The organism is Streptomyces sp. NBC_00461 (assembly GCF_036013935.1).
In the GTDB taxonomy this organism is placed as follows: Bacteria; Actinomycetota; Actinomycetes; order Streptomycetales; family Streptomycetaceae; genus Streptomyces.
This window is the reverse complement of the sequence record NZ_CP107902.1, coordinates 7,783,316-7,796,561: the sequence shown is the minus strand read 5'-3', so window position 1 is coordinate 7,796,561 and position 13,246 is coordinate 7,783,316. Positions and strand designations below refer to the sequence as shown.

The window sequence follows — 13,246 nt, the reverse complement described above, 5'->3', positions numbered from 1 at the left end:
GTTCGCCGTGGTTCAGTCGTTCCACACCGAGGCGTCGGGGCGGCTCAGCTGCTCGGCGAGGATGGGCTCGGGGTGGGCCGGCGCAACGCCGCCCAGTCACGCGTCCAGTTGTGCGCGAATGAGTGTGCCGAGTCGATGCCATGCCGGGGACGAGGCGTTGACCGTGCCCTGGATGAGCGCCGGGATCTCGGAGGCTGTATCCAGCTGGGGCGCTTCGTCGGGTCCGTAGCGTTCCCGATGTGCCTCGGCGATCCGTCGGGCGAGGTCGTCGATGCGGGGGTCGTCGGGGTCGAGGTCGTGCGCGTGGTCGTAGGCGAGGAAGAGCTGCCGTAGCGTCGGGTCGGCCAAGTTCTCGGCTTGGTCGTGAAACAGGGTGATCGCGTGGTCCGGGTGGGTGGCGAACACGAGGATCCACAGGTCGCGTTGCAGGTCCACCCATCCGCGTCTCCGCCGGTGATCGAGATCAGGTCCGCGTACTCCTGCAGCAGCGCGGCGACCTCGTCGTTGGACCGGGCCACGCCTTCAGGGTAGGCGCAGCGACGGACGTGCCGCCCGTCCCCGTAGAGCAGTCGAGAGCAGCTCACAGGGAGGGGAACAGGACGTGGCAGGGCAGAGGGTCAGACGTGTCAGGGGTACGGCGGTCGCGGCGGCGGCGATGGCGGCGCTGACCGCGTCGCAGGCACCGGGGGCGGCCGAGGCGCGGGCCTCCGTGCCGGCCCGGGAGACCGCCGAGCACGGTCCCAGCGTGTCCGGTGACACTCCGTACCGCACCGATCTCCCGCCGCTCACGCGCAGGCACAAGGGTGCGGACGCGGGAACGGGCACGGCATCGGCGGCCGGCGGCACGGTGCCCGCCACCGTCTTCGCCGCCTACCGGCACGCGGAGGCGGAACTCGCGCGCACCGCGCCCGGCTGCGGACTGCGCTGGCAGCTGCTGGCCGCGATCGGCCGGGTGGAGTCGGGCCAGGCGGACGGCGGCCGGGTCACCGCCGACGGCACGACGGTGACGCCGATCCTCGGTCCCAGGCTCGACGGCGGCGCCTTCGCCGTCGTACGGGACACCGACGGTGGTGCGTACGACGGGGACGCGGTGTACGACCGGGCGGTGGGGCCGATGCAGTTCATCCCGTCGACGTGGGCGCGGTGGGGTGCGGACGGGAACGGCGACGGGCGGGCGGTCCCGGGCAACGTGTTCGACGCGGCGCTCGCCGCGGGGCGGTATCTGTGTGCGGGCGGGCGTGATCTGTCCGAGGCCGCCGGGCTGGACGCGGCGATCCTCGGCTACAACCACTCGGCGGTGTATCTGCGGACGGTGCGGGCCTGGTACGGGTACTTCCTGGAGGGGCATCGGGTGGTGCCGGACGGCCACGGCTCCGGCTCCGGCCCCGTGGAGGCGACCTCGCGGCCCTCGAAGCGCCCGAAGTCTGCGCATCCGAAATCCACGGCGAAGCCGACGCCGACGCCTCGTTCCGGCGCCTCCCCGTCCCCCGCGCCGGCCTCCGCGACGCCCTCCAACTCCCCTTCGGCGCCCGGGACATCGTCGGAACCCGTCGCGCCCGTACCCACCCCGAGCATCGAACTTCCCGTCGGTGACGTGCTCCCCAGCACCGGCCTCTGACCAGTAACGGCGCGGACTCGATGACCGCCGCCCCCTCCACAACCGCTGCTACCCGGCGGTAATGTCGCCACCCGCCGGTCCGGGACCAGGGCCTGTCCGGCGGGTGAGCGCGAAGGGGCCCTCATGGCGACGGAGATGCCTGCGGATATGGAAGCCGCAGACGAGCGTTGGCAGCGTATGTGGAGCCACCGCGAGCAGCTGCTCAAGGTGGCCCGGCGCAGGTCGATGAGCCGGGAGGACGCCGAGGACGCCGTGCACGAGGCGATGCTGCGCGCCGCGGAACGGCCCGATCTGGACGACGAGCGGCTCGGTGCGTGGCTGACGACGGTGACCATGCGGCTGTGCGTCGACCGGTACCGCCAGGTCAACCGCGAGGCCGAGGTCCGCGTCAGCCCGACGCTGATCGCGCCTGGTCCGGTGCCGGTGGAGGAGGCGGTGTGCGACCGGGCCGAAGCCAGGTGGCTGGCGGTGCGCAGCGGTGAGCTGCCCGCCCGGCAGGCGGAGGCGCTGCGGCTGAAGTCCGAGGACCTGGACGTCGGCCAGGTCGCCGTGAAGATGGGGCTCAGCTACCGCACGGTCGAGTCGCTGCTCGCCCGGGCCCGACGGACCCTGCGCAACTCCCTCGCCGCGACGCTCGGTTTCCTTCTCTTCCTGCTGGGCCGGGGGCGCCTCAAGGCCGGCGGCAAGGCGCAGGCCGTGGCGGTCGCGTCGACGGCGGCGACGCTGGCGGTGGCGGGCCTGGTGCTGCCGTATGCGCTGGACGGGGGCGGCGGTGCCAGGACGGCGCCGCGTCCGTCGGTGGCTCCCGGCGCGGGAGCCCTGCGGACCGAGGCCACCGGCACGGCCCGCACCCGGCGGTCACCCGAACCCTCGGCCACGACGGCCACTCCCCGGACGGCCGGCTCGTCCGGCGACGGATCCCGTGCCGTACCGCTGTCCGTGCCGCCCCTGCCGCAGGTGTCGGCGCCGGCGGTCCCGCAGGTGCCCAAGGTCTCCGGGGTTCCCGCGCTGCCGAAGGTGACGGACCTGCCCGACCTGCCTTCGACGCCGGCCGACTCGGCTGTTCCCTCCCTTCCGTCCGTCTCCCTCCCCACTCCGACCCTGAGCGCACTCCCGTCGGTCCCGTAGAGCGGGCCCGAGCCGGCCCTGGACCGGCACGGACCGATCCGGCGGCCCCCGAGCCGATCCCGCGGGCCTTCCCGAGCCGGTCGCGCAGACCCGCCCGAGAACAATGCGCCGCGCGAGCGCTCCCGAGCCCGCCGGGACAGGCGATCCGAGCTCTCCCCCTCCCACGCCCGAAAAAAAATCCCTTCTGCCGCGACGGACGCCCCGTCCCTCCCCGTAGAGCAGATGTCGGAGCTGCTCCACGGGCCGAAGGGTGTGACGGATGGGTGTCGAGATCTGTGTGGAAGGGCTGACCAAGTCCTTCGGGCACCAGGTCATCTGGCAGGACGTCTCGCTGACGCTGCCCGCCGGGGAGGTCTCGGTCCTGCTCGGCCCCTCCGGCACGGGCAAGTCGGTGTTCCTCAAGACGCTCGTGGGGCTGCTGAAGCCGGACCGCGGAAGCGTGAAGGTCGCGGGCCGGGACATCACGAGGCTCCGCGAGCACGAGCTCTACGAGGTGCGGAAGCTGTTCGGCGTGCTGTTCCAGGACGGCGCGCTGTTCGGTTCGATGAATCTCTACGACAACATCGCGTTCCCGCTGCGCGAGCACACCCGCAGGTCCGAGAGCCAGATCCGGCACATCGTGCTGGAGAAGATGGACATGGTCGGGCTGATCGGTTCGGAGGGGAAGCTGCCCGGCGAGATATCCGGCGGGATGCGGAAGCGGGCCGGGCTCGCCCGGGCCCTCGTCCTCGATCCCGAGATCATCCTCTTCGACGAACCCGACTCCGGCCTCGACCCCGTCCGCGTCGCCTATCTCAACCAGCTCATCGTCGACCTCAACGCCCAGATCGACGCGACCTTCCTGATCGTCACCCACGACATCGCCTCGGCGCGCCAAGTACCGGACAACATCGGGCTGTTGTTCCGGCGCGAACTGGTGATGTTCGGACCGCGCGAGGAGCTGCTGACCAGTGACGAACCGGTCGTGCGGCAGTTCCTGAACGGGCGGATGCAGGGCCCGATCGGCATGGCGGAGGAGAAGGATGCCGCCCAGGTCGAGCAGGAGCTGGCGCAACTGGGTGACCGCACACAGACTCCCGGCAGCCAGGCTCTGACTCCCCGCCTGCTGCCGGGGCCGGGCATCCTCCGCCCACCCCGCTGGGACGCGATCGCCGAGCGCGAGGCGGAGCTGCGTCGCCGGAAGGCGGTGGCGGACGTATGAGAGTGTCGCCGACCGGAGCGCTGCGGCAGTCGGGGAACCTGTTCGCGATGGCGCTGGACGTCGTCCGTACGATGCCCCGACGGCCGTTCCAGGCCAGGGAGTTCATCCAGCAGGCCTGGTTCGTCGCGAGCGTCACCATCCTGCCGACCGCGCTCGTGTCCATTCCCTTCGGCGCGGTCATCGCCCTGCAGATCGGCAGCCTCACGCGGCAGCTCGGCGCCCAGTCCTTCTCCGGGGCGGCGTCCGTGCTGGCGGTGCTGCGCGAGGCCTCGCCGATCGTCACCGCACTGCTGATCGCGGGCGCGGGCGGCACGGCGATCTGCGCGGACCTCGGGGCGCGGAAGATCCGCGAGGAGATCGACGCGATGCAGGTGCTGGGCATCGATCCCATCCACCGGCTCGTCGTGCCGCGCGTACTCGCGTCCATGGTCGTGGCGGTGCTGCTCAACGGCCTGGTGTCGGTGGTCGGTGTCGCCGGCGGCTACTTCTTCAACGTCGTTCTGCAGAACGGCACTCCGGGCGCCTACCTCGCCTCCTTCACCACCCTCGCCCAGCTCTCCGACCTGTGGGCGGCCGAGGTCAAGGCGCTGGTGTTCGGGGCTCTCGCGGCAATCGTCGCCTCGTACAAGGGACTTACGGCGAAAGGCGGTCCCAAGGGTGTGGGCGACGCCGTGAACCAGTCGGTGGTGATCACCTTCATGTTGCTGTTCGTGACGAACTTCGTGATGACCGCGGTGTACTTCCAGGTCGTCCCGCAGAGGGGCTGAGGCATGGCACTCCTGAAAAGTCTGGAGGGGCTGGGCAGCCAACTCTCCTTCTACGGCCGCTCGTTGGCCTGGACCGGCCGCACCGTGCGGCGCTACAAGAAGGAGATCCTGCGGCTGCTCGCCGAGGTGAGCTTCGGCCGTGGCGCGCTCGCGGTGGTGGGCGGCACGGTCGGTGTGATCGCCTTCCTGTCGTTCTTCACCGGCACGGAGGTGGGCCTGCAGGGCTACGCGGCCCTCAACCAGCTGGGCACCTCGAACTTCGTGGCCTTCCTCTCGGCGTACTTCAACACCCGGGAGATCGCACCGCTGGTGGCCGGGCTCGCGCTCTCCGCGACCGTCGGCGCCGGCTTCACCGCACAGCTGGGCGCCATGCGGATCAGCGAGGAGACCGACGCTCTGGAGGTCATGGGCGTGCCCTCGCTGCCGTTCCTGGTGACCACCCGGATGATCGCCGGGTTCGTCGCCGTGATCCCGCTGTACGTGATCGGGCTGCTGTCCTCGTACCTCGCCGCCCGCACGATCACCACCGGCTACTACGGGCAGTCGGCCGGCACCTACGACCACTACTTCTCCCAGTACCTGCCGCCGGTGGACGTCCTGTGGTCCTTCGGGAAGGTGCTCGTCTTCGCCGTCCTGATCATCCTCGTGCACTGCTTCTACGGCTACCACGCGAGCGGCGGCCCGGCGGGCGTCGGCGTCGCGGTGGGCCGCGCCGTGCGGACCTCGATCGTGGCGATCAACGTCCTGGACTTCTTCCTGTCGCTCGCGATCTGGGGCGCCAACACGACCGTACGGATTGCGGGGTGAACCGTATGAGGGTGCTGAGACTGCGGTTGTACGGCCTGGTGTTCATCGTCGTGCTCGCCGTGCTGCTGTCGTTGTCCGTCGCCGTGTACCGGCAGGTGTTCACCCCGGCCGTGCGGATCACGCTGGAGGCCGACAGCCTCGGCAACCAGCTCGACCCGCGCGCCGACGTCAAGCTGCGCGGTCTGCTGGTCGGCGAGGTGCGCTCGGTGCACGCCGACGGGACGAAGGCGATCCTCGACATCGCGCTCAAGCCGCAGTACGCCGACGACATCCCCTCCGACGTGCGGGCCCGCCTGCTGCCCAAGACGCTGTTCGGCGAGAAGTACGTCGACCTGGTCGCGCCCGCCCACACTGCGCATGCATCAGCTCGGCCCATCCGGGCCGGCGACGTCATCCCCCAGGACCGCACCCGCGTCGGCATCGAGGTGCAGCAGCTGATGAACGACCTGCTGCCGCTGCTGCGGACCGTGCGGCCCGGCAAGCTCAACGCCACGCTCTCCGCGTTCGCCACCGCCCTCGAAGGGCGCGGCGACCGGATCGGCGACAACCTCACCCGCGTGGAGGACTATCTGCACCGCCTCAATCCTCATCTGCCGTCCCTCACCGAGGACTTCGCCCGTCTGGCCGACGTCGCGAAGGTGTACGGCGACGCGGCACCGGACCTGATGGAGATCCTGCGCAACACCGTCACCACCAGCCGCACCCTGGTCGAGCAGCAGGACCGGCTCGCGTCCGCGCTCACCACGACGGCGACGGCCGCGGACACCGCCGACGACTTCCTCGGCGCGAACGGCGACCGGCTGATCAGCCTCGGCCGGGTCTCCCGCCCGACGCTGGAGCTCTTCGCCCGCTACTCCCCCGAGTACCCCTGCCTCCTGGCCGGCCTGGTCCACGAGGAGCAGGCCTCCGACCAGGCGTTCCGGGGCGGCAGGATGCACATCACGCTCGAGGTCGTACGGCAGCAGGGGGCGTACGAACCCGGCGAGGAGCCGCGTTACGGCGACGGTTCGGGCCCCGACTGCCGTGATCTGCCGAGCCCTTCGGTCCCGGCGCCCGGCGTCCAGCTCAACGACGGCTCCAGAAAGGGCAGTTCGTCCGGACCGCTCGGTGTGTCCGCCACCCGGTCCGAGCAGCGGGCCGTCGGCTCGCTGGTGTCGCCGGTGCTGGGCGTGCCGGCCGACGAGGTGCCGCCGGTCGCGACGCTGCTGTTCGGGCCGATGGCACGCGGGACGGCGGTGAGCGTCGCATGAAGACGTCGGCAGCCCGGAAGACCGCGGCCCCTCTCATCAAGTTCAGCCTCTTCGCCCTGGTGACGGTGGTGGCGACGGCGCTGCTCGCCGCCACCATCGTCAACCTCTCCTTCACCCCCGAGCACACCTACCGTGCCGTCTTCAGCGATGTCACGGGCCTGGAGAAGGGCGACGACATCCGGGTCGCCGGAGTGCGGGTCGGCGAGGTCGAGGGCATCCGGATCAAGCACCGGACGCTGGCGGAGGTCAGCTTCAGCGCGAGCGCGGACCGGCCGCTGCTCACCAGCACGCACGCCGTCATCCGCTATCGCAACCTGGTCGGGCAGCGCTACGTCGCCCTGACCGAGGGCGCGGGCGACGGCACCCGGCTGAGGCCGGGCGCCACCATTCCGCTGCGGCGCACCCAGCCCGCGCTGGACCTCAACGCCCTGCTGAACGGCTTCAAACCGCTGTTCGCCGCGCTCAGCCCACAGGACGTCAACCAGCTCGCCACCGAGATCATCAGGACGCTGCAGGGCGAGGGCGGCACGGTCAACAGCCTGCTGGCGCACACGGCTTCGCTCACCACGACACTGGCCGGCCGCGACAAGCTGATCGGCTCGGTGATCGACAACCTCAACACCGTGCTGGCGACGCTGGACAAGCGCGGCGCCCGGTTCTCCGGGCTGCTCAAGCAGCTGCGGCGGGTGATCTCCGGTCTGTCCGCCGACCGCAAGCCCATCGGCGAGTCGCTGACGAACATCGGCGACCTGACGGACGCCACCTCGGGGCTGCTGACGGACGCGCGGCCGCCGTTGAAGGACGACATCGCCAAGCTGACCGATCTCACCGGGACGCTGAACGACAACGAGAAGACCGTGGAGGGCGTCCTGAAGCGGCTGCCGAACAAGCTCAACGCACTGACGGGGACCGCGTCCTACGGCTCGTGGTTCAACTTCTACCTCTGCGACTTCGACGGCCGGATCGTGCTGCCGAAGACCAAGCAGGCGCTGACCCCCGACCTGCACGTGGCGAGGGCGAGGTGCGGCTCGTGACCCGCGTCTCCCGCAAGAACCGCCCCGAACCCCTGGTGAAGGTCCGTATCGACCCGCCGAAGCTGCCCCGGATGCGGCTGCCGAAGGTACGGCTGCTCCCGCGCCGGGCACCGCGCCCGCGCAAGCCGCAGCCGCTGGTGAAGGTCCGCATCGACCCGCCGAAGCTGCCGCGGATACGGCTCCCCCGCCGGGCTCCCCGCCCCGGCAGACCGCAGCCGCTGGTGAAGGTCCGCATCGACCCGCCCCGCATCAGGCTCCCGCGGATCCGGCGCCCGCGCCTGATCCCGTTCCGGGAGCGCAATCCCGTCGTCATCGGCGCCGTGGGCCTCACCGTCCTCGCGCTGCTGACGGTGGCCGCGTTCAACGCCGACAGCCTGCCCTTCATCGGCGACGGAAAGACGTACAGCGCGGCCTTCTCGGAGGCGGGCGGTCTCAAGCCCGGCGACGAGGTGCGGATCGCCGGGGTGAAGGTCGGCAAGGTCGGGGACGTCGACCTGGACGGCGACCACGTCAAGGTCACGTTCAAGGTGAAGGGCGATCCGGCCTTCGGCACGGAGACCGGCGCGTCGATCCGGGTGAAGACGATCCTCGGCGCCAAGTACTTGGCCCTGCAGCCCAAGGGGCCGGGCCAGTTGGAGCCCGGCAGTGAGATCCCGCTGCGGCGGACGGTGGCGGCGTACGACGTCGTGCAGGCGTTCAGCGACCTCACCACCACCTCGGAGAAGGTCGACACCGACCGGCTGGCGAAGGCCCTGGACACCATCTCCACCACCTTCCAGGACTCGCCGGCCGAAGTGCGCGCGTCCATCAAGGGCCTGTCGCGGATCTCCCGCACGGTGGCCTCGCGCGACAAGGCCCTCGGCGAACTCCTCGACCACGCGAACGGCACGACCGGCGTACTCGCCGACCGCTCCAAGGACTTCACCGCCCTGATCAAGGACGGCGACAAGCTGTTCAAGGAGATCGGCAAACGCCGCACGGCGATCCACCGACTGCTGAAGACCTCCGCCGCGCTCGGCATCGAGCTGTCCGGCCTGGTCGACGACAACAACAAGGAGATCGGGCCCGCGTTGAAGGGCCTGAAGCGTGTGGTGCAGATGCTCGAACGCAACCAGTCCAGTCTCGACCGGAGCGTGCGGCTGCTCGCGCCCTACGTCCGGCTCTTCACCAACACCCTCGGCAACGGCCGCTGGTTCGACTCCTACGTCCAGAACCTCGTCGCCGCTCCGGTGACGCCGCGGACGGGAGGCGACCGGTGAAGCGTCTGAAGAGCCGCCAGACCAGGCGGGTGGCGATGCTCACCGCACTGGCCCTGGTCGCCGCCCTCACCTACGTGCTGTGGCCGCGGCCCGGGAAGGTCCACGTCACCGCGTACTTCCCGCGCACCGTCGGCATCTATCCCGGCTCGGACGTCCGCGTGCTCGGCGTACGGATCGGCGAGGTCGGGAAGATCACGCCCGAGGGCGACCGGGTGCGCGTCGAGTTCGAGTACGACGAAGGGCGCAAGGTGCCCGCCGACGCCAAGGCCGCGATCATCAACTCCTCGGTGGTCAGCGACCGTTACGTACAACTGCTGCCGGTGTACCGGAAGGGTCCGGTGATGCGCAGCGGTGCCGTCATCCCCGAGAAGCGCACCGCCGTACCCGTGGAACTGGACCGCATCTTCGACAGCCTGCACACCACCGCGGACGCCCTCGGCCCCAAGGGCGCCAACAAGAACGGCTCCCTTTCGCGGCTGCTCGGGGTGAGCGCCGACAACCTCGACGGGCAGGGGGAGAACCTCAACCGGACGGTCCAGGACCTCTCGCAGGCGGTCACCACGCTGTCCGACGGCCGTAGGGACCTGTTCGGCACGGTGCGGAACCTGCAGGTGTTCACGGCGGCGCTCGCGGCCGACGACAAGAGCGTGCGGTCGTTCGACACCAGCCTCGCCAAGGTCGCGCAGCAGCTGTCGGGCGAGCGGAAGGACCTCGCGGCGGCACTCGCGAACCTCGCCACGGCCCTCGGCGACGTGTCCTCCTTCGTGAAGCACAACAAGAAGGCGCTGACCTCGGACGTGCGGGGCCTGAGCAAGGTGACCAAGGTGCTCGTCACCCAACGGGCCGCGCTGGACGAGCTGTTGGCGGTGGCACCCGCGGGCCTGTCGAACCTCAACAACGCCTACAACCCGTCCTCCGGCACCCTCGACACCCGTAACAACGCCCGGCAGGCGCAGGATCCGGCCTCCCTCCTGTGTTCCCTGCTCAGGACGGCGGGCGACGAGGGCGGCAAGAACCCCGACTGCAAGGAGCTGAGGAAACTCTTCGACTCCCTGCCCGACGTGCCCACGCAGGGCACCGCGGTGACGGGCACGACCGACAGGACGCTCGGCGGGATCCTGGGGGCGAGCGCATGAGCGTACGACGCAAGGCGGGGACCTTCGCCTGGGCGGCGGTCGGTTCGCTGCTGCTGTCCGGCTGCGAGTTCAACGGCTGGTACGACGTCCCGCTGCCCGGTGGCGCGGCCGCGGACGGACACGCATACCACGTCACCGTCGAGTTCCGCGACGTCCTCGATCTCGTACCGCAGTCGGCGGTGAAGGTCGACGACGTCACCGTGGGCGCGGTCGAGAAGGTGCAGCTGGACGGCTGGCACGCACGCGTACGGCTGCGGGTCGCCGACTCGGTGAAGCTGCCCGCCAACGCGGTCGCCGAGCTGCGGCAGACCAGCCTGCTCGGCGAGAAGTACGTGGCGCTCGCCGCCCCGGCCGGCACCGCCCCCGTGGGCCGGCTGCGCGACGGCGACCGCGTTCCGCTGTCCCGCAGCGGCCGCAATCCCGAGGTCGAGGAGGTGCTGTCCGCACTGTCCGCCCTGCTCAACGGCGGCGGCGTGGCCCAGCTCAAGACGATCACCGTGGAGCTGAACAAGGCCCTGGACGGCCGGGAGAACCGGGTCAGGTCCCTGCTCAGGGAACTGAACACGTTCGTCGGCGGGCTGGACGAGCAGAAGGCGGACACCGTCCGCGCGATCAAGGCCGTCGACCGGCTCGCGGGGCGGCTCGGCAAGGAGAAGAAGACCATCGCCGACGCCGTCGACACGATGCCGCCCGCGCTGAAGGTGCTGGCGGGCCAGCGGCGCAACCTGACGAAGATGCTCACCGCCCTGTCCAAGCTCGGCAGGACGGGCACGAAGGTGGTCGAGGCCTCGCACGACGACACCGTCGCGAACCTCGAGAAGCTCCGACCGATCCTGCAGCAGCTGAACAAGGCGGGCAGCGATCTGCCCAACTCCCTTGAACTGCTGACCACTTACCCGTTCCCGCGCAACGCCACGGAGGCCGTCAAGGGTGACTACGTCAACCTCCACCTCACCGCGGACCTCGATCTGGCGGGCCTCTACGGGAACGTGACGGGCGGCAACTCCGGCCGGGGCGACGGCGGTTCGCAGCCACCCGGCACACCCGACGTGCCGGATCCGGATCTCCCGGACCTGCCGAAGGTCCCGACACCGACCGCACTGCCGAGCACACCGGGCCTGCCGTCGACCCCGTCGGAGCCGTCGGCTCCCTCGGGCGGCGGCGGGCCGCTCTGCCCGCCGGTGTGCACGAGCAGCTACACCACGAACGCCAAGCCGCCCGAGGGGATCGACCTCGCGCTCGCCGAGCTGATGCTGAAGGGGGTCCAGCCGTGATCACCCGTACCGTCAAGGCGCAGTTGCTCGCCTTCGCCACCGTCACCGCCGTCGGGGTGTCGTACGTCGGCGCCGAGTACACGGGCCTGGTGGACGACGTCCTGGACCGCGGCTACACGGTGCGGGCCGACTTCGCCGACTCCGGGGGAGTCTTCCCGGGCGCCGAGGTCACCTACCGCGGGGTGCCGGTGGGCCGCGTCGGCAAGCTGGGGCTGACCGGCGACGGCGGAGTGTCGGTCGCCCTCGACATCGAGGACGGGGCGCCGCGCATCCCGGCGGACACCCTCGCCGTGGTCGCGAACCGTTCGGCGGTGGGCGAGCAGTACGTCGATCTGCAGCCGCGGACCTCCCACGGTCCGTACCTCCTCGACGGCAGCGCGATCCCGCGCGGCAGCACGCGCGTGCCGCTGCCCACGACCGAGCTGGTCCTCGGTCTGGACCGGCTGGTGAACTCCGTCGGCAAGGACGATCTGCGGGTCACCGTCGACGAGTTGGGCAAGGCCTTCGACGGGACGGGACCGGATCTGAGCCGGCTGGTGGACTCCGGCAACGCGCTCGTCGAGTCGGCGTCCGCGTCGCTGCCCCAGACGATCTCGCTGATCGAGGACTCCCGGAAGGTCCTCAGGACGCAGGCCGACCAGGGTTCGTCCATCAAGTCGTTCGCACACGATCTGGCCTTGCTGTCCGCCCGGTTGAAGTCGAGCGACGGAGACCTGCGCAAGCTGATCGGCAACGCCACCCCGGCCGCCCAGGAGGTCAACTCCCTGCTGAAGTCGACCGGTCCGCAGCTTTCGGTCCTGCTGGCCAACCTGATCAGCGGCGGCCAGGTCACGCTCGCCCGCCTGCCCGGCGTCGAGCAGGCGCTCGTCACCTTCCCGGCACTGGTCTCGGGCAGCTACACGGTCGTCCCGGGCGACGGCACGTTCCACTTCGGCCTTGTGGTGAACGCCGACGACCCGCCCGCCTGCACCCAGGGGTACGGCACGACCTGGCGGGACCCCTCGGACACCGGCAAGCGCGCGGCGAACACCGACGCGCGCTGCACCGCCCCGCGCGGCGGCAGGACGTCGGTGCGCGGCGCGCAGAATGCCCCCGGCGCGCGGTCCGCGTCGGGCGGCGCGAACCAGGCGGCGTACGTCACGCCATACGACCCGGAGACCGGCACCGCGTCCGGCCCGGACGGAAGGCCCGTCGAGATCGGCTCGACGGGCGGCCAGCAGACACTGTTCGGAAAGGAGTCGTGGCAATGGCTGCTCGTTGGTCCGATGGCCTGAACGGAAGGGCGCTCACGGTCGGACTCGTCGTGGCGACCGTCCTCACCACCGCGGTCGCGCTCTGGCTGAGCCTGCGCCTCCACGACCAGCACGAGAGGGAGATGAGACGGCAGGACATCCTGTCCGCCGCCCGCCAGTCCGCGCTGAACTTCACCTCGCTCGACTACCGGCACTACGACCGGGACAGCACGAACGTCCTCAAGGGCGCCACCGGCGACTTCAAGAAGCAGTTCAGTGCGCAGACGCAGGACCTGACCAAGCTGGTCGCCGAGAACAGGTCCGTGTCCGAGGGGCAGGTCCTCGACGCCGGCATCGTCCGGTCGGACGCCCGCTCGGCCCGCGTCCTGGTGGTCGCCGACAGCAAGGTGACCAACACCGCCGTGCCCAAGGGGGAGGCTCGCACGTATCGGCTGCGGCTCGACCTGGTGTACCGGGGCGGGCGCTGGCTCACCTCCGACGTCGAGTTCGTGGGCTGATCCGCCCCACCAGTGAGGAGTA

13 protein-coding genes are annotated in these 13,246 nt (G+C 70.7%); 12 read left to right on the top strand and 1 reads right to left on the bottom strand.

Annotated elements, in window-relative coordinates; translation table 11 throughout:
* Nucleotides 1–96: 96 nt before the first annotated feature.
* On the bottom strand, nt 97–435 hold the full coding sequence (locus OG870_RS36145; protein ID WP_327691877.1) for a MerR family transcriptional regulator: 339 nt from the start codon (nt 433–435) through the stop codon (nt 97–99).
* Between the two features lie 166 nt (nt 436–601).
* Between OG870_RS36145 and OG870_RS36140 the strand changes: the two genes are divergently transcribed.
* The 12 genes from OG870_RS36140 (at nt 602) to OG870_RS36085 (ending at nt 13,224) form a co-directional block, all read left to right on the top strand.
* A complete protein-coding gene (locus OG870_RS36140; RefSeq protein WP_327691876.1) occupies nt 602–1,618 on the top strand; it encodes a lytic transglycosylase domain-containing protein in 1,017 nt (338 codons plus the stop codon).
* A gap of 147 nt (nt 1,619–1,765) precedes the next feature.
* Entirely contained in the window at nt 1,766–2,746 is a 981-nt protein-coding gene (locus tag OG870_RS36135) for a sigma-70 family RNA polymerase sigma factor (RefSeq protein WP_327691875.1), read from the top strand.
* 259 nt (nt 2,747–3,005) lie between these two features.
* Nucleotides 3,006–3,947, top strand: coding sequence for an ABC transporter ATP-binding protein (locus tag OG870_RS36130; protein WP_266591027.1), 942 nt, complete (start codon nt 3,006–3,008; stop codon nt 3,945–3,947).
* Nucleotides 3,944–4,714, top strand: coding sequence for an MlaE family ABC transporter permease (locus OG870_RS36125; protein WP_266523638.1), 771 nt, complete (start codon nt 3,944–3,946; stop codon nt 4,712–4,714). Before OG870_RS36130 ends, OG870_RS36125 begins: the two co-directional genes overlap by 4 nt.
* 3 nt (nt 4,715–4,717) lie before the next feature.
* Nucleotides 4,718–5,521: an MlaE family ABC transporter permease gene (locus OG870_RS36120; protein WP_266523636.1), complete on the top strand. Its 804-nt coding sequence runs from the start codon at nt 4,718–4,720 to the stop codon at nt 5,519–5,521.
* Between the two features lie 5 nt (nt 5,522–5,526).
* Nucleotides 5,527–6,771: an MCE family protein gene (locus OG870_RS36115; RefSeq protein ID WP_327691874.1), complete on the top strand. Its 1,245-nt coding sequence runs from the start codon at nt 5,527–5,529 to the stop codon at nt 6,769–6,771.
* Complete coding sequence (locus OG870_RS36110) at nt 6,768–7,805, top strand: MlaD family protein (RefSeq protein ID WP_327691873.1); 1,038 nt, start codon at nt 6,768–6,770, stop codon at nt 7,803–7,805. Before OG870_RS36115 ends, OG870_RS36110 begins: the two co-directional genes overlap by 4 nt.
* A 278-nt stretch (nt 7,806–8,083) precedes the next feature.
* Nucleotides 8,084–9,064 carry an MCE family protein gene (locus OG870_RS36105; RefSeq protein WP_327692355.1) on the top strand — a complete coding sequence of 327 codons (981 nt, stop codon included), beginning with the start codon at nt 8,084–8,086 and terminating at the stop codon, nt 9,062–9,064.
* A 35-nt stretch (nt 9,065–9,099) separates the two neighbouring features.
* Complete coding sequence (locus OG870_RS36100; RefSeq protein WP_266592567.1) at nt 9,100–10,200, top strand: MCE family protein; 1,101 nt, start codon at nt 9,100–9,102, stop codon at nt 10,198–10,200.
* On the top strand, nt 10,197–11,474 hold the full coding sequence (locus tag OG870_RS36095; protein ID WP_327691872.1) for an MCE family protein: 1,278 nt from the start codon (nt 10,197–10,199) through the stop codon (nt 11,472–11,474). The genes OG870_RS36100 and OG870_RS36095 overlap by 4 nt, the downstream gene beginning before the upstream one ends.
* Nucleotides 11,471–12,748, top strand: coding sequence for an MlaD family protein (locus OG870_RS36090; RefSeq protein ID WP_327691871.1), 1,278 nt, complete (start codon nt 11,471–11,473; stop codon nt 12,746–12,748). The genes OG870_RS36095 and OG870_RS36090 overlap by 4 nt, the downstream gene beginning before the upstream one ends.
* Nucleotides 12,721–13,224: a hypothetical protein gene (locus tag OG870_RS36085; protein WP_327691870.1), complete on the top strand. Its 504-nt coding sequence runs from the start codon at nt 12,721–12,723 to the stop codon at nt 13,222–13,224. Before OG870_RS36090 ends, OG870_RS36085 begins: the two co-directional genes overlap by 28 nt.
* Nucleotides 13,225–13,246: the final 22 nt, after the last annotated feature.

Excerpts from the sequence above, each read along its gene's own strand:
- OG870_RS36125 (WP_266523638.1), top strand. The coding sequence starts at position 3,944 with ATGAGAGTGTCGCCGACCGGAGCGCTGCGGCAGTCGGGGAACCTGTTC.
- OG870_RS36095 (WP_327691872.1), top strand. The coding sequence starts at position 10,197 with ATGAGCGTACGACGCAAGGCGGGGACCTTCGCCTGGGCGGCGGTCGGT.
- OG870_RS36135 (WP_327691875.1), top strand. The coding sequence starts at position 1,766 with ATGGAAGCCGCAGACGAGCGTTGGCAGCGTATGTGGAGCCACCGCGAG.
- OG870_RS36100 (WP_266592567.1), top strand. The coding sequence starts at position 9,100 with ATGCTCACCGCACTGGCCCTGGTCGCCGCCCTCACCTACGTGCTGTGG.
- OG870_RS36110 (WP_327691873.1), top strand. The coding sequence starts at position 6,768 with ATGAAGACGTCGGCAGCCCGGAAGACCGCGGCCCCTCTCATCAAGTTC.
- OG870_RS36115 (WP_327691874.1), top strand. The coding sequence starts at position 5,527 with ATGAGGGTGCTGAGACTGCGGTTGTACGGCCTGGTGTTCATCGTCGTG.
- OG870_RS36130 (WP_266591027.1), top strand. The coding sequence starts at position 3,006 with ATGGGTGTCGAGATCTGTGTGGAAGGGCTGACCAAGTCCTTCGGGCAC.
- OG870_RS36085 (WP_327691870.1), top strand. The coding sequence starts at position 12,721 with ATGGCTGCTCGTTGGTCCGATGGCCTGAACGGAAGGGCGCTCACGGTC.
- OG870_RS36120 (WP_266523636.1), top strand. The coding sequence starts at position 4,718 with ATGGCACTCCTGAAAAGTCTGGAGGGGCTGGGCAGCCAACTCTCCTTC.